This window comes from Bradyrhizobium sp. AUGA SZCCT0222 (assembly GCF_018130205.1).
Taxonomy (GTDB): Bacteria; Pseudomonadota; Alphaproteobacteria; order Rhizobiales; family Xanthobacteraceae; genus Bradyrhizobium.
Genome location: NZ_JAFCLX010000008.1, coordinates 22,850 through 39,201 on the forward strand (window position 1 = coordinate 22,850; position 16,352 = coordinate 39,201).

A 16,352-nucleotide genomic window follows, 5' to 3' on the forward strand; every position below is an offset into this window, starting at 1 on the left:
TTTGTTTTTGAACTCGGCTTGGATCATTTGTCCGCCTGCGCTGGCGGCGAACCATTCCGGATTGCCCTAGTCGATCAAGGGGCACTTCAATGCCAAAGCTCGTTTACCGTGTTATCTCGGCCTGTGGCGCACTCGGCTATGGCTACCCGAAGGAGTCGCTGGAAGCGGCCCTGCAAGGGCAGGTCGACGCCATCATCTGCGACGCCGGCTCGATGGATGCCGGCCCGTACTACCTCGGCACCGGCACCGAATATTTCGAGGGCGAGGCAGTCAAGCTCGATTTCCGTCATATGGTCGAAGCCGGTGCAAGGATCGGCTGCCCGGTGATTCTCGGCAGCTGCGGGATGGCCGGAGGCGACCGCAATCTCGACTGGATGATCCGCATCGCCAAGGAAGTTTTCGCGGAGCTCGGCATCAATGGCGCCAAGGTCGCGGTGATCCGCTCCGAACTCGATCCAGAGATCGTCATCAAAGAATTTCGTGCCGGTGCGCTGCGCGCCACCGGAGCCGGTCCAGATCTCGATGAAGACGCGTTGCGCGACAGTACCATCGTCGGCCAGATGGGAATTCATCCCCTGATCACGGCACTTGAGAGTGGTGCCCAGTACATCCTTGCCGGCCGGAGCTGCGACGTCGCACTGTTCGCTTCCGACATGATCCGGCGCAATATCGATCCGGGATTGGCCTACCATGTCGGCCATGTCCTGGAGTGCGGCGCGCTGGCTTGCGATCCCGGTTCACCGTCGGACTGTCTGGTGGCGGAAGTCTATGACGACGGCTCTGCGACCTTTACCGCGCCGAATCCAGCCCGTCGCTGCACGGCTTATTCAATTGCGGCGCATTCGCTTTATGAGGAAAGCCATCCCCAGCTGCAATACTATCCGGAAGGCATTCTGGCGATGGAGAAGACGCAGTTCTTTTCCCGGGACAGTCGCAGCGCCGGAATTCGCAACAGCCGCTTTGTCCATTCCTCAAAGCCATGGCCGTGCTCAATCAAGCTCGAAGGATCGCGCCGGCTCGGATCGCGAAAGGTTTCGCTGATCCATATCGATCCGGCCGATCTGTCGAAGATACCGGCGGATGTCCTGCTCTATGGCCGCAATGGCGTGCAGCTGCAGCCGGTCGAGGGCGTGGAGCGCGAATTGGGCATCATCGTTGAAACGACGGCCAAGACCCACGAAGCCGCTGTGCTGCTGGCCAGCCTGTTGACGCATTATCTCATTCACTACGGCTATCCCGGCCGAAAGGCGACCGCCGGCAATATTGCCTATCCGCTGTCGCCCAATCTCGTCAGCTTTTCGCGTGAGGACAGCACGTTCGGTGCCATTGTGCCGAGTGGAACACGCGATCCCGTGTTCTTCGAGAACTATGCGGCGATCAAGGCCGCCGTGCTCAAGCTGATCGCAGATGAGTTTCCGGACGCGCTTGAGAACGCGACCTTCGTCATAACCGACGCGGACGCCTCGCATCCCGTCGCGCTGCTCCGCACCGTCGACCCTGATCCGGCAGAGCTGGCCCAGCGTCACCAAAAGGAAATCGACCGGATCAAGGGTCTTGCTGAGCCACAATCCGGCTCGCTGTTCAGCCTCGATGCGCCTGATGCCTACGGCTGGTCGCTCTATCACCTGCTGCAGAACGAGGACGTGATCAAGAACACCATGTTCCCGATTACTTACTTTGCGGCCAACGGAGGTGACTGGACGGAGCAGGGCTCGGAACGTCCGCGTTACTTCGACATCGGCGACCGCGACTACCGCGGCAATGTCAACGGCCGGACACTGTCGCTTATCGCGGATCATCCGCCAATGGGGGCTCCGATCGGTTCGCATCCGTTGCTCGACATGGCGGTCGTCATCCGCAGCAAGGACGCCGGCATCAACCGCCTGACCTTCGACATCATCTTCACGTCGGGCGAGAATTACGAGGCCGCGCTGCACGCCAACGTATTCACCCGCGGCAATGTCGCCGAGATTCTCGGGGTGCGGCCGGAGAGCGTGGTCGGCAGCTATTTCGTCGATAGCTGCAACGCGATCAAGATTTCCATCGACCGTCCGAACATATCGGCTTCGATGGATGAGCGGGATGTGTTCGGTGCGCAGCAGCAGGTCGCGATCGAACGGATGAGCATCCCGATCTATTCCGCTGCGCTGGCGAGGGCGTCGTCTTTCTAGCGCAGCTTACTGTCCCCCTCACAGCCCCTGAACCAAAGCAAAAGGAGATTGCCATGTTGAAATCTGTTGTACTGGCGTTTGCGGCAACGCTCGCGCTGTCGAGCGCAATGCCCGCCAACGCCGAAAATCTCGAGACGGCGTCGATCGATCGATGATCGTTCCGGTGTCCGACGGCTGCGGCCCCGAAGCCTGGCGCGGTCCGTGGGGTCATTGCCGCGACACGCCCTATTACGGCCGGCTGCCCGATGGTGAATGGAAGGTAAAGCCGAGCAACGGAAACGGTTGCCCTCCCGGTTCATGGCGCGGCCCGTATGGTCACTGCCGTAACACGCCGTTTCATGGCCGGTTGCCCAATGGCGAGTGGACCTGAGCGTTCCACACCGAACATGCGGTGCGCCTTCCGGCGCATCGCGATCACAAGTTGGCGGCAAGTCGAGCAAGCATCATGTCCAATCGAATAGCCGTCCGAACCCGCAGCGACAGCCTGTCATCTCACATCCTGCCGGTGTCGGGCACGATGATCGGGGTTTGCACCACCCTGATCGGGCTGGTGAAGCTCGCTGCGACCAAACATGGCGCGTCGCATGTCGATGAATACGCAGCACTTGTGGCGGTGATGTTTCTTGCAAGCGCCATGACCTCGTATCTGTCGATACGCTGGTCGTATCGGGCGCGGTTGAGCATTCGCATCGAGCGCCTGGCCGACGTCATCTTTCTCTGTGGCCTGGTCGGCATCACGCTCGTCGCGACATTGTTTGCCTATCAGGTGATCTAGATCGGCATTCCCGCATCCGGGAGGCGGAACATCGCATCCATGCGGGTGCGTGACGGAAACATCACGATTTAATAAAGGAGATGGAAATGTATCGGAATTCGCTTCAATTGATTGGCGTTGCGCTGGTTGCGTTTACGATCGGCGGTGGTGGTGCGGCCTTCGCGCAAGGCTCGATGCAACAGCAGAACGCATGCCGGCCGGACGTGTTCCGGCTCTGCGGCAGCTATATCCCTGATGTCGGCGAGATCGTCACCTGCCTGAAAGGCAACGAGGCGAGGCTCAGTGAGCCGTGCCACGAGGTCATGTTCCCCGATCATGGCGGCCACGAAACATACCGCAGAGCAACACAGCTCCGCTCCGGCGAGCAATGAGGCGCGACCATGAACGTTCCCGTGAAATTGAGTGCCGGCTGCTTGCGCGTCACGAACTATCTCGTCGTGCTGCTATCTGCGGTCCTCTGCCTTCTGACCGGCGCCGCCCATGCGCAAACGCCATTTTACCATGCGACGGCGCAGGAACTCGCCGGGCCTCCCGGTTCGTTGATCCGTTCCGAGCCGATGATGTTTGCGCCTGCGGGCGCGCAAGCCTATCGGGTCCTCTACCGATCCGTCGGTATGCAGGGTGAGCCGATCGCCGTGTCGGGCGTGATCATCGTTCCGCCCGGGCCGGTACCTCCGGGTGGCAGGCCGATCGTGGCCTGGGCGCACCCGACCACCGGCGTGGTGCCGCATTGCGCGCCGTCGCTTGCAATCTTCGTCTTTCAGCAAATGGCCGGATTGCGCCAATTGATCGAGCAGGGTGCTGTGGTCGCCGCAACCGATTATCCCGGCCTCGGGACGTCAGGTCCGCATCCCTATCTCGTCGGCGACAGTGAGGCGCGGGCAGTGATCGATTCGGTGCGTGCCGCGCGGAGCCTGCCTGATGTGGGCGACGGCAACAGCTTTGCCGTATGGGGCCATTCGCAGGGCGGACAGGCTTCGCTCTATACCGGGCTAATCGCAAAAACCTATGCGCCGGAACTTCGCCTGGTCGGCGTCGCGGCGGCAGCACCGGCGACTTCGCTCGTCACCCTGATGGGCGACGACTTCAAGAGTTCGGGCGGCAAGAACCTGACGGCGATGACGTTGTGGTCGTGGTCGCGCGTCTACGGCGCACCGATCGACAAGGTGGTCCTCCCCGAGGCGATGCCTACCGTTGAGCGGCTTTCCAATGAATGCATCGAATCGATCTTCGACATCCTCGAGCGGCGGCAGACCGAGAAACCGCTTGAGCAGCAATTCCTGTCGGTGCCGAACATCGCCACCGTCCAGCCATGGCGATCGCTGGCGATGCGCAACACCCCGGGTACGCTCGCGCCGCAGATCCCGTTGTTCCTGGCCCAGGGCACGACGGACAACATCGTGCGGCCGGAAGTTACCCGCGGCTACATGCAGCGGCAGTGCAAGGCAGGCGGCGAGGTCGCCATGATGTGGGTGCCCGGGGTCGGTCATGGCTTTGTTGCCAAAGACAGCGCGGATGCCGCGGTGTCCTGGATAATGGATCGCTTCGCGGGGCGCCCCGTACCCAATGATTGCGGCAAGGCCGTTGCCGCAGCGACGCTGGCCGAGGGCGCAGCGCAATAGACCGATCAAACCAGTTTTAGTCCAGCAACGAAATACCGAGGTCTTTCCATGAATCCCGCTTTTACATCGCGCGTTCGCCAAAACCAAAAAGCCTTCGGGCGCTCAACGCTTGCCGGCCTTGCCCTGCTCGGCCTCGTGGGCGTTTCCCCGGCGGCCAATGCGGCTGGGAAGCCGCCGCTCGCGCCCGATACGGTCGCACCCTTCAGCACCCATTCGCGGTTGTCGGCGTCGATCGAGTTCAGCCTGCCGGCGCTCGCTGCCGATATCGAGCGGGATATCCCGCAGCGGCTCGCCAGCATCGACGAGAAGATCAGCTGTGTGCATCGCCGCGTGCTGTTCTGGAAGGTCAACGCCAATTGCGACGTGTGGGGTTATGTCGAGCGGTCCGGCCCGGTCTCGCTGTATGGCCGCGGCGACCGCGTCTATGGTTCGGTCCCGATCCATGGCGCGCTCGAGGGGCAAGGCGCCAACCGGTTCACCGCGCGCATCCATGGCGAGACCGAAGCCAGCGCGACGATCGAGGCTTCCGCCCGTCCGCAGCTCGGCCGCGACTGGTCGCTCGACCTCGATTTCAGCGACGGATTCCGTTGGAGCGAGCCGCCGGTTTTGCGGGTGATGGGGCACGAGATTCCGCTGGCGAAATATGCCGAGCCTCGCATCCGATCACAGCTGGCGGTGGTGCGTTCACACGCACTTTCTGCTGCGCGCCGCCTCGACTTGCAGGACAAGGCCGCCGCAGCATGGCGACATGCATTCGAGCCGATCCAGCTTTCCGACAGTCCGGCCGTCTGGCTGCAGATGAATCCGCAGAGCGTATCCTTTGCCGGCATGCGGGCGAATTCGCGGACGCTGCGTGGCTCGATTGCACTCTCCGGGACAGCCGAGACAATCGTCGGACAAAATCCGCCGGCGATGGCCGCAACACCCTTGCCGCCGCTCGATCACGATATCAGTGCCCCCGGCACGTTTGACGTCATCCTGCCGGTACGGATCGGCTATGGAATGTTCAAGGACAGGCTGACGCAGGCGATTGCCGCGATGCCGCCGCTGCCAGGCATCTCGGTTCGCGACATCGACGTCTATCCGTCGTCGGGCAAACTCGTCATCGGGCTTCGCGTCGCCAGGGCGGCCGATACCGATGCGGTCGCCGGCAAATGGGTCTATCTCTCGGCTGCGATCCAGGCCGATGCGGATGGTCGTGCCATCAGATTGTCCAACGTCGGCATCATGACCGATGACGAGGGCCTCGCTCCGCTGATCGAGCCGATCGCAGCGCAGCTCGGATCGAAGGTGAATGTCGATTATGGCATCGCCTGTGACAATCTGCTTAACGCTGCCAACGCAAAGCTCAATCGGCCGCTGAACGACGGCTTCCGCATTGAAGGGCAGCTTTCCTCCGCGACGCTGCAAAATGTCTACTTGCCCTCCGACGGCATCGTCATCGCGCTTCGTGCCAGTGGCGAACTGAACATCCTGTACGGGATGTGAATCGAACCCGCCGCCGTGATCGCGTGGTCGCGGCGGCATGCCTGAAATCAGCATCCATTGAATGACGTGAGAGACCGATGACACTGCAAACCCTGGCCTGGCTATCGATGGTCGCGTACGCGCTGCACATCATGGAAGAGTATACGTTCAATTGGCGCGACTGGGCGAGGGCGGTCATCAAGCTGCCCGTGGAGTGGAGCGATTTCTACGTGACGAACGCGATCGTCGTCGCCATGGGCATCGCCCAGGCGCATCTGGCTCCGGCCCTGCCGCTGGCGCCACTGATATTTGCATCGCTGATGCTGATCAACGCCGTAGTCTTTCACATCCTGCCCTTCGTGCGGGAAGGCGGGCGGTTTTCGCCGGGCCTCATCACCGCCGTGCTGCTGTTCTTTCCGGCCGGAATAGCCGTCTGGTGGAAAGCAGCGCACGACGCTCCCCTGGAATGGTCTACGGTAGGGCTCGCGATCGCCGGTGGCGCGGCTTTGATGGCCTACCCGATCGTAATGCTGAAGCTCAAAGACAGGCCTTATTTTCGGCAGAGTTGATCTTCCGGCCGCGTGGCACGTGGTGCTCTTTCTGGCCGCTGACGAGCGGGCCTATTGGCCCGTCAACCCGGAAGGGCTAATAATTGCAAGCGCATCGCGTCTCCTGCCATCAGGCCGCTTTTGGCGCAAAGCGGACAGTCGGCGGATTGTCGGTGAAAGCCAGGGCCACGTGTTCCATCCGTTTAGAAGGCGCCTGGACCCCCGTCGCCGAGAGCGGAGCAATCCGCCACGATGTTCGATCCAACTTTTCTCGGGCGGCAAGCGTTCCGTCGGCGGAACGTAACCATCTAGGCCCCGTGGACACGGGTGGCAATGGATACTGTCGACGCGGGATGATATCTGGCGTCAATTGTTGCGGTGCGGCGTGGCTATCGATGCCTCGGCATCTTGAGACCGGCTCGATTTTGACTTTCCACGCGGCTCGATTTGACGTTTTTCGTTTTGAGAACGACCAGATTTCATATTAGTTCGTTCTAACAAGAAAGGGAGGAAGCAATATGAGCCGGACCTCACTCACTCGCAGATCTCTGATCGGAGTGGCCGCAGCAACCGCCTTTGCTCCTTATGTGAAGCGCGCGCATGCGGCCGGACCGATCCGTGTCATCAGTCATCGTCAACCGGCATTGGAATACTATACGGACCAGATGAAGAAGGCCCTTCCCGAGGGACAGGTCTCGGTCGAACTGATGCCAATCGACAAGGAAGTCGAGCTGGCTTCGATCACGATGTCGTCCGGTTCCGACGCCATCGATGTCGCCTATCTGAACGATACCACGATGCAGAAATTCGCGGCCAGCGGCTGGCTGGAACCGCTGGACGATCTCTGGGCGAAGCACAAGGATGAATTCAAACTCGACGACTTTCCCAAATCCATCATCGAATCGGTCAGCTACAAGGGCCGCATCTACTCGATGCCGATCCTGACCAACACGGAGATGTTTTTCTATCGCGAGGACCTCTTCAAGGAAGCCGGCCTGGCGCTTCCAAAGACGATGCAGGAGTATCTGGAAGCTGCGAAGAAGCTGCATCAGGGGCGCGTCTCCGGAACGGTCATGACGCTAAAGCCCGTCGACGGCTGCCTGAATGAATCGCACTGGTACCTCAATGCGGTAGGAGAGGGCTGGTTCGACAAGGACTGGAAGCCGATCTTCAATCAGCCGGCTGGCGTGAACGCCATCACCATGATGAAGCAGATGACGGCCTTCGCGCCGCGCGGCTTCACTTCCGCCGCCAACGACGAATCGACTATCAACCTGCAACAGGGACTTGCCGCCATGGGCCTGCAATGGTTCACGCGTGCAGCTTCGATGGATGACGAGAAGAAGTCGCGCTTTGTCGGAAAGATAAACTGGATTGCGCCTCCCGGCGGCGGTCAGCGCATCGCCAACGATGGATATGCCATCTCGAAGTATTCGTCGAAGGACAAGGACGCGATCTTCAGAATGCTCGCAACGGCGGCCGGTCAAAAGAGCATGCAAAAGGGCGCGGAGCTGGCCATGCCGCCACGTCTTTCCGTGCTTGGCGATGCGGAACTCAACAAGAAATACCGCTGGTATGCGGCTGCCCGTGCCTCCCTCGAAGTTGGAAAGCCATTTCCCTCGATGCCTGATTTTCTCGACGTAGGGGCCATCGTCACCCGGTATATCCTGCAGGCCGTGACCAACGAAAAGGAAGTCAAGACCGCGCTGGATATGGCTGCAAAGGAAACCACCGAACTGCTGCAGTCCCGCGGCTACTACAAATAGTCCTTCGGATCAGCGGCCGGTGTGAACGCCGGCCGCTCGAACCGAGCCCTCCCCCAGAGATCTCCCGTCATGCGTTGGCAGCGCGGCCTGTGGCTATTCCTTGTTCCCAGCTTTGGGCTGATGGCGCTCGTCCTGCTGTGGCCGCTGGCCTATGCCGCCTACCTAAGCACGTTCGATTATTATCTCGGCTCCAAGGAGATGCGCTTTGTCGGGCTGGCGAACTACGTTCAGCTGCTGAGTGAAGCACGTCTGTGGCAATCGCTATGGACCACGATCATTATCGCCCTGGGCTCCGTCGGCGTCGAATTTGCCTTAGGTTTTATTCTCGCGTTCGCGCTTTACCGGCTGACGTTCAGTGCGCGCGTCTTCATGATCCTGCTGTTCCTGCCGCACATCATCACGCCTGTCGTGGCGACGCTTTTTCTGAAATGGATATTGACATCGAACTGGGGTCTGATCGACGCGACGTTGATGACCTTCAACATCGGTCCACCCGATTGGCTCGGTAATCCCTACTGGGCGAAGGTTTGCGTCATTCTCGCCGACGCCTGGATCTTTACGCCGTTTGTCATGCTGGTGCTCTATGCCGCCCTGCAGGCGCTGGACCAGGCACAGATCGAGGCGGCGAGCATCGACGGGGCCGATAGCTGGCGTCTCATTCGCCACATCATCCTGCCGTCCCTTGTACCTGTCATCGTCTTCACCGTATCGGTCCGGCTGATGGACGTTTTCCGGTTTTTCGACGCCGTCTATGTCCTGACCGGTGGCGGTCCTGGCACCGCCACCGAGACGGTAACGATGTACACGTATCAGCTCGGCTTTCAGCTGTTGCAGGTTGGAAAAGCGTCCGCCCTCGGAATCATCACGCTCATCATCGTGGCCACGATCATCGCGACGTTCAGCCACATCTTGCAGCGCGGTTACCGGAGAAGCGCATGAAGGCACGCAGAATGGCGCGTGTGCGCAACCAGACGCTGCTGTTTGCAGCGCTGACAGTCTTCACCGTCATGAACCTCATTCCGCTGATCTGGGCCGCCCTGACGTCCATCAAGAACCCCGCGGACGCGTTCACGATACCGCCGACCATTTTTTTTCCGCCGACGTTCGAGTACCATCGCCAGGTCTGGCTCGATCGCGGCTTTGCGCACTACCTGATCAACAGCCTGATCGTCTCGGCGGGCACGGTGTTCATCTCGGTCCCGATCGGCAGTCTGGCCGCCTACGCGCTGTCGCGCATGCCGCCGCGCCGCGCCTCCCCTGTCCTGTTCGGGCTGTTCACGATCCGCATGTTTCCCCACATGCTGCTGGCGATTCCATTCTTCGTCATGGGCAGTTTCCTTGGCATGATCGACACCTATCCGCTCCTGATCCTGGCGCTGGTGGCGATCAACCAGCCGTTCACGATCTGGCTGATGTACAGTTTCTTCCTGGAGATTCCGCGCGACCTCGACGAGGCGGCGGCCATCGACGGCTGCAATCTCTGGCAGACATTCTGGATCGTGATCCTGCCGCTGGTTCGCCCGGGCCTCACGGTCGCGGCGCTGTTCAGCTTGCTGCTTTCATACAATGAGTTCCTGTTTGCCCTCGTGCTGACGGGCATCAAGACCAAAACCTTACCCGTCGCGATTGCCGCCTTCGGAGGCGAGGACGTCAGCGACTGGTCGATTTCGGCGGCGGGCGCCATCGGCATCATGCTGCCCATCGTGGTGATCATGCTGTTCGTTCAGCGCCATCTCGTGCGCGGGCTCACCATCGGTGCCGTCAAGGGCTGAACCATCCAAGCTTACAAGCGTGACAAGGATCATCCATGACCGAAGCTGTCATCGTTCTCGATCCTGCCTTCGTGGTGGGAAAGACCGACCCCCGCCTCTTCGGCAGTTTCGTCGAGCATCTCGGACGATGTGTCTATGGCGGGATATTCGAGCCGGGGCACCCGACCGCTGACGATGACGGTTTTCGGCAAGATGTACTGGAACTGGTTCTCGAACTTGGGGTCACCGTGATCAGGTACCCCGGCGGGAATTTCGTGTCCGGCTACAATTGGGAAGACGGCGTCGGTCCACGCGATCAGCGGCCCCGACGTCGGGAACTGGCCTGGTTCAGCACCGAGACCAATGCGTTCGGCACCAATGAATTCATGGCTTGGTGCGCGAAGGGCGGTATCGAACCCATGATGGCTGTGAACCTCGGCACCAGAGGCGCAGACGAAGCCAGGGCGCTGCTGGAATATTGCAACGTCGAGAGCGGAACAGCGCTTAGCGACTTGCGCCATCAACACGGGCATCCGACGCCTCATCACGTCAGGCTCTGGTGCCTGGGCAATGAAATGGATGCGCCGTGGCAGATCGGCGCCAAGACCGCGCAGGAATACGGCGCGCTTGCGCGTGAATCCGCCAAACTGATGCGTTGGCTCGATCCCGACATCGAACTGGTCGCCTGCGGCTCCTCCAGCCGCAGCATGGCGACATTCGCCGAATGGGAACGAGTGGTTCTAGAAGAGACTTTCGACGTGGTGGAGTACATTTCCCTCCACGGCTATTTTTCCAAGCACGGTGACAGATCCCGCGACTTCATGGCCGAAGCCGATTGGGTCGGACGCTACATCGACGAGATCGTCGCCGTCGCTGACGGCGTGGCCGCCCGCCGGCGATCGCCGAAGCGGATCATGCTTTCGTTCGATGAGTGGAACGTCTGGTATCGCACCCGTGACCGCGCCACACGAACCAAGCCGGGTTGGCCCGAGGCGCCAGCCATTCTGGAGGAGATTTACACGATGGAGGACGCCCTGGTGTTCGGCAGCGCTCTCCTGATGCTGATCAACCGATGTGATCGGGTGAAGGCCGCGTGCGTGGCTCAACTCGTCAACGTCATCGGGCTCATCATGACCGAGACAGGGGGGCGGGCGTGGCGGCAGCCGATCTTCTATCCGTTCCAGCATGCGGCCCGTTGGGCTCGGGGAACCGTCCTCGACATGCGCCTGACCTGCGGGACCTTCGCGGCAAGCAATGGCGAATCGTTTCCCGATATCGTCAGCGCTGCCGTACTGGCCGAGGACGGCAACAGCCTTGTCTTGTTCTGCGTCAACCGGAATTTCGATCAGGCGATAGAGGTCGGGATCAATTTGCGCGGTTTCGAATTCAGCAATTTTCTCGAAAGTTTCGTCATGAAGTCGGATGATTTGAACGCGACGAACACCGCGGACGATCCGGAACGGGTGAGGGCAGAAGACGGCCCAGCCGCAACGGTCCGCGAAGGTGTTTGGCGCCTGACTGTACCGCCGGCATCGTGGAGTGTGTTCCGGTTCGAATGCAGGCCTACGAGGAATATCCCACTTGCCTGAATCGGCGATCATCCGTGGACGTCATCCAGGCCGAACGGCAACTGGGTCCTCGTTTTCAGGCGTGCGGTGAAAGCCGGCGATATTGCACCAGATCCGGTTGGATCAAAAGCAGATCAGTCGGAAATGTCCGCTTCTGGCGCAAAGCGGTCATTCGCTGGTTTGCCCACGTCTGCTAAGTGCCATCAAGGGAAGTGGGAAGCGGACTTCGGCCTCCAATGTTCCAGTCAAGAGCTTCGCTAGTCCGTGGGGCGACTTCCTCATCGCGTGGCGATTAGCAAATCGTATCGGCCCGCCGGAAACAAGTGCGCGACGTGAAGACCGGCACTGGTCACGAGCTCGCAATAGGCCGCTTCGGTTCGTTCGCGGCCGCCGGGCCCGCGCAACATGTTGAGGTCGCCCAATGCCGTCGACGCGGACCTGCTGGAAGAATCTCGCGGCGGCAAGAAGCGCTCGGCGATGACGACGCGGCCCGCATCTATCAGCGCTGAGCGGCAGTTGGCGAGCAGTACGGCGCAGTGTTCGTCGTCCCAATTGTGAAGCACGTTCTTGAGAAGGAGCGTGTCGAAGCCGGCAGGCAGGCCGGCAAAAAAATCCGCGGTGAGGAAGCTTGCGCGCGACTGCATGCCGGCGGCGGCTATGGCCCGCCGGGCAGCGGCTTCGCATCTTTCCAGATCGAGGATACTGCCCGACGTTGTGGGACAGGCGCGGAGTATCTCGATGAGCAATGTTCCGGCGCCGCCGCCGACATCCAGAATTCTGCCTGCGCTGTTGAAATCGCCGGCTGCGATTAGATCACGCGCGACGAGGCGTGTCATGTTTGCCATCGCCGCGTCGAACACCGATGCGGCCTCGGGATCACGATGCATTTGTCCATATCGTCCGCCTTCGGCTCCCACCAGCTCGGCCGCCGTTCTGCCGCTCCGTACAGAGTCGGCAAGCCCCATCCACGAACGCGACAGCATTTTTCCCTCGAACAGCGCCCAATTGCGCAGTGAATGGTTCGCGTCGTTGGCGAGGCATGCGCCCATATCCGTCAGTCGATAGCGGTTCGGGCCTGCCGATTGACAGATGCCGAGCGCCACCAGGGCGATTAGCAATCGATCGGTTGAAGGTGCGTGGGTCGAGCATTCATTGGCGACCTCGGTAACGGTTCGTTCGCCGGCAGCGAGCGATTCGACCACCCCAAGCTCAACGGCAGTGTACAATGCGGCGGTGACGCGGTGTCCGCCGAGGAGGTCCAGCAAGCGATCCGCGAACACGATGCCATCCGACACGGCGTGCCTTCCGTCTATCTGACTGACTTCAGGTCGATCGACCTCGAGATTTCGACAACACGCGCCGCCTGCTGCTCCACGAGTCTCCTCAGCACGTCGGGGCCGCCACCGATCACTTGCTGGCCTGCCGCCTTTAGTTTTCCGGTGATCACAGCGTCTGACAGCACCGCATTGACGTCGGCGATGACACGCTCGCGGATGCTGGCCGGCATGTCGTTTCCCACAAACATGCCCGCGCCGCCTATAAACGAGAGTTCGTCGTAGCCTGCCTCAGCCGCGCTGGCGACCTCGGGCAGTATCGTCGTGCGTTGCGGCTCGGTGGTCGCAACAAAGCGCGCTTTTCCGGCAGCGACCGCGGGCATCGACGTCGGAATGGCCGCGACGAAGGCATGGATGCGGCCTTCCCCAAGATCGGCTTGTGGTTGGGAGGCGTCACGATAGCCAACATAGTTCATTTCGAGACCGCGTTGCTTCAGGAACATCGTGAACACATAGCGCGGCAATGTTGGGCTGGAAGCCCATGCGAATTCGCCCGGTCGCGAACGGATGAGGGCTTCAAGTTCGGAAAGTGTTTTCACCGGAAGACTACTCGTGACGGATACGGCGACAACCACCGACACCGTAGGGACGAGTGGGACCAGGTCGGTTTGCGGATTGAACGGCAGGTTGTCTGCTGTGAGCGGCAGAACGGAGACCGTCCCGAACGTAGTGTAGAGCAGCGCGTGCTGATCGCGCGCGGAGACAAATGCACTTGTGCCAATGATCGTCTCTCCACCGGGCTTGTTCTCGATCACAACCGATTGTCCCCAGCGTCTGGCCAACCCATCGCCGATGATGCGCGCTGCGACGTCGATTGCGCTTCCGGCTGGAAAGGGGACGACGATCCGAACGGCACGCTGCGGCCAGCTTTCGGCGACCGCGAACCTTGATCCGCCAACAATGACGAAGACGAGAATGAGCGGGGACACGACTTTTCGAAGCCAACAGAGCATGGGAGCATCCTCATACGGCTACTGGTGATCTCTTCTTTCGGCCCGTGCCAGGGCGGGCAAGCACTTCGTTCGCGTTGATCACGCGGATCAGCATTTGGATGAAAAAGTCGCGCTCGGCAGCGCTTAAGCCCGAGAGGAGTGTGTCCTGGCCGCGGCGCACGATCGGCGCGAGGTGTTGGTGAAGCGCCTCGCCACGCGGCGTCAAGCGCAGCTGGCGAACGCGTCGGTCCGTCTCACTGAGGCGGCGAACCAGCAGGCCTTTCGCTTCGAGCTGATCCACGAGTAGTCCGGCGTTGGTGCGATCGATGCCAACGCGCAAAGCAAGTCCTACCTGATCGACGTCGGGCTCCCCCCACACATAGGCGAGCACCCCATACTGAAGCGGTGTGAGTTCGTTGCCTTCAAGCGACTCCGCCATCGCCGTCGTGCAAATCTGCTGAAACCGCCGGGCCAGAGGCATCGGCGCGAGCCGCACCGGAATTTGTGTCCGTTTTTCGGTGGGACTGGGCGCGCGTGTCATGTCGAGCTCTATATAATCAAATATTTTATCATCATATATTTGATTATATCTCGCGTCAAGGAGGGGTTGCCGGAATGTGGAGGTGTGAACAACGCTTGCCAGCGCGGAGTGTCCGCTTTGGGTCATCAAAAGCTGACGGAAAGGTCCGCTCCTGGCGCAAAGCTGCCGTTCGGAGGAATGTCTGCTCCTGGGGGTAGAACGGACATGCCGCACTGGCGGATTGAGGTCTCAGTTTGACCCAAAGCGGACTCGGGGCTACTCCCCGCCCGGGCCGTATTTGCATGGCCATTCCCAAGCTGATCTGGTTCAATACGACGCTTGCAGTCAGTCGTGAGAGTAGCGCCATGAAAGCACTCACTCACAAATTCTGTGGCGCCGTACTGGCTTTTGCATTGGTCGTTGCATTCGCACCAGCCAACGCTCAGCAGACCGCGCCGAAGTTTTCCACCGAAGAACTCGCTCGTCGAACACTGGAACGCCGCGCTGTCGATGCCGCGATCTGGGGCATGCCCATGATTGGCTTGGACGCGCTGCGGCAGGCCTACTACCGGGACGGCAAGGCAAAGAACGGCGACATAATTTGGTGGCCAAAAGGGAGCACCTGGAAGAACCAGTCGCTCACTCCCAATACGAGCCTTCGCTACCTCTATGTCTTCGTCAACACAAACGACGATGGGCCGGTCGTTCTGGACTTGCCGCCGGAAGCGAACGGGTCCAGTTTCTTGGGTACCATTTGTGATGCTTGGCAGGTGCCGCTTACTGATGTCGGCTTCGAGGGCAAAGGTGGCAAATTCTTAATTCTGCCTCCCGATCACGCGGGCGAGGTGCCTGCCGGCTATATCGCCGTGCGTTCCAAGACCTACAACACCTTCATGGGCATCCGCTCCATTCTGGCAAGCAACTCGACAGATGATGAGCAAAAGGGCAACGCGCTGGTGAAGCTGGTCAAAGTTTACCCATTGGCAAAAGCCACCAACCCACCTCCGCAACGGTTCGTGGACATGACCGACACCATGTATAACGGCCTCGTGCGTTATGACGAAAGCATTTACGCCAGTCTCGCTCGCATTTTGAACGAGGAGCCTGTGCAGCCCGAAGACCTGCAAATGATGGGTATGCTCTTGCCGCTCGGGATTGAGAAGGGCAAGGAGTTCAAGCCTGATGTCGCGACCGTGGCCCAGTTGAAGTCCGCAGCGGCAGAGGCTAAGGCTTGGCTCCTCGCACAGCAGGCCCAGATCGGTCCAGACTGGTGGCCGGGCAGTCAGTGGAAATTGCTGATCCCGGCGATTGGTCCAAAGACAGGATTCAAGTGGGCGGTCCCCAACTATTTCGATGTGGATACGCGCGGCGCTGCGTTTGCGGGCTTCTTCTTGCCTCCCGCGAAGCTCGGCGGAGGCAGCTTCTACCTCGCCGCGAACTTCGACAACAGCGGCCAGCCGCTGCGCGGCGAGAACAATTATCGACTGCACGTTCCCGCGAACGTTCCCGTGAGCCAATTCTGGGCCGTGACCATTTATAACAGTGAAACCTCGGCCCTCTTCCTCGACTTGCCACGCCCGACTCTAGACTCGTTGGACAAAGGGCTGCGTAAGAACACCGACGGCTCGGTAGATATCTATTTTGGACCGAAAGCGTCCGCTGGTCAGGAGTCGAACTGGCTTCTCACACCGGCGGGGACGAGCTGGTTCCCGTGGTTTCGATTCTATGGCCCTGAAAAGGCGGTCTTCGACAAAAGTTGGAAGATGCCGGACATCGAGAACGTGAAATAACACTACTCGGGCGGACGTCTCTTCGTGGCACTTTTCGGACCTCCGCCGCTCATCTGACCACGTCCGTTCACGGTGGCACAGCAGACATCGCCGATAGGAACGCCGACT

General features: G+C 60.5%; 14 protein-coding genes and 1 pseudogene. 12 read left to right on the plus strand and 3 right to left on the minus strand.

The features are described from left to right. Window positions 1-89: 89 nt before the first annotated feature. The 11 genes and pseudogenes from JQ629_RS09165 to arfA all read left to right on the plus strand — a co-directional run bounded on the left by JQ629_RS09165 (window position 90) and on the right by arfA (window position 11,689). Entirely contained in the window at window positions 90-2,171 is a 2,082-nt protein-coding gene (locus JQ629_RS09165) for a DUF4387 family protein (RefSeq protein WP_212412376.1), read from the plus strand. Window positions 2,172-2,325: 154 nt separating this feature from the next. After that, window positions 2,326-2,541, plus strand: a pseudogene (locus tag JQ629_RS37865) (GCG_CRPN prefix-to-repeats domain-containing protein); the annotation flags it as partial. Window positions 2,542-2,616: 75 nt separating this feature from the next. Beyond that, the gene (locus JQ629_RS09170; protein ID WP_212412377.1) at window positions 2,617-2,946 is read left to right on the plus strand and encodes a hypothetical protein; all 330 of its coding nucleotides are present in this window, start codon (window positions 2,617-2,619) and stop codon (window positions 2,944-2,946) included. An 86-nt stretch (window positions 2,947-3,032) separates the two neighbouring features. Continuing rightward, a complete protein-coding gene (locus JQ629_RS09175; RefSeq protein WP_212412378.1) occupies window positions 3,033-3,317 on the plus strand; it encodes a hypothetical protein in 285 nt (94 codons plus the stop codon). A gap of 9 nt (window positions 3,318-3,326) precedes the next feature. Further along, a complete protein-coding gene (locus tag JQ629_RS09180; protein WP_212412379.1) occupies window positions 3,327-4,568 on the plus strand; it encodes an alpha/beta fold hydrolase in 1,242 nt (413 codons plus the stop codon). Window positions 4,569-4,616: 48 nt separating this feature from the next. Further along, window positions 4,617-6,056: a DUF4403 family protein gene (locus tag JQ629_RS09185; protein ID WP_249134918.1), complete on the plus strand. Its 1,440-nt coding sequence runs from the start codon at window positions 4,617-4,619 to the stop codon at window positions 6,054-6,056. 77 nt (window positions 6,057-6,133) lie between these two features. Continuing rightward, complete coding sequence (locus JQ629_RS09190; protein WP_212412380.1) at window positions 6,134-6,604, plus strand: HXXEE domain-containing protein; 471 nt, start codon at window positions 6,134-6,136, stop codon at window positions 6,602-6,604. 536 nt (window positions 6,605-7,140) lie between these two features. Continuing rightward, on the plus strand, window positions 7,141-8,349 hold the full coding sequence (locus tag JQ629_RS09195) for an extracellular solute-binding protein (protein WP_212412381.1): 1,209 nt from the start codon (window positions 7,141-7,143) through the stop codon (window positions 8,347-8,349). 21 nt (window positions 8,350-8,370) lie between these two features. After that, window positions 8,371-9,288 carry a carbohydrate ABC transporter permease gene (locus tag JQ629_RS37015; protein ID WP_212412382.1) on the plus strand — a complete coding sequence of 306 codons (918 nt, stop codon included), beginning with the start codon at window positions 8,371-8,373 and terminating at the stop codon, window positions 9,286-9,288. Then, entirely contained in the window at window positions 9,285-10,121 is an 837-nt protein-coding gene (locus JQ629_RS09205; protein WP_212412383.1) for a carbohydrate ABC transporter permease, read from the plus strand. The genes JQ629_RS37015 and JQ629_RS09205 overlap by 4 nt, the downstream gene beginning before the upstream one ends. Before the next feature lie 35 nt (window positions 10,122-10,156). Further along, entirely contained in the window at window positions 10,157-11,689 is a 1,533-nt protein-coding gene (gene arfA, locus JQ629_RS09210) for an arabinosylfuranosidase ArfA (protein ID WP_212412384.1), read from the plus strand. Window positions 11,690-11,946: 257 nt separating this feature from the next. On the opposite strand, the gene JQ629_RS09215 is transcribed toward arfA, so the two are convergent. From JQ629_RS09215 to JQ629_RS09225, 3 genes are read right to left on the minus strand one after another with little or no spacing between them, the layout of a single operon-like run. Then, on the minus strand, window positions 11,947-12,963 hold the full coding sequence (locus tag JQ629_RS09215; protein WP_212412385.1) for a methyltransferase: 1,017 nt from the start codon (window positions 12,961-12,963) through the stop codon (window positions 11,947-11,949). A 14-nt stretch (window positions 12,964-12,977) separates the two neighbouring features. After that, window positions 12,978-13,931 (minus strand): Bug family tripartite tricarboxylate transporter substrate binding protein, encoded by a 954-nt coding sequence (locus JQ629_RS09220; protein WP_212412386.1) that lies wholly within the window; start codon window positions 13,929-13,931, stop codon window positions 12,978-12,980. Window positions 13,932-13,965: 34 nt separating this feature from the next. Then, on the minus strand, window positions 13,966-14,475 hold the full coding sequence (locus tag JQ629_RS09225; RefSeq protein ID WP_212412387.1) for a MarR family winged helix-turn-helix transcriptional regulator: 510 nt from the start codon (window positions 14,473-14,475) through the stop codon (window positions 13,966-13,968). Window positions 14,476-14,756: 281 nt separating this feature from the next. On the opposite strand from JQ629_RS09225, the gene JQ629_RS09230 reads away from it, so the two are divergent. Then, the gene (locus JQ629_RS09230) at window positions 14,757-16,244 is read left to right on the plus strand and encodes a DUF1254 domain-containing protein (RefSeq protein ID WP_212412388.1); all 1,488 of its coding nucleotides are present in this window, start codon (window positions 14,757-14,759) and stop codon (window positions 16,242-16,244) included. Window positions 16,245-16,352: the final 108 nt, after the last annotated feature.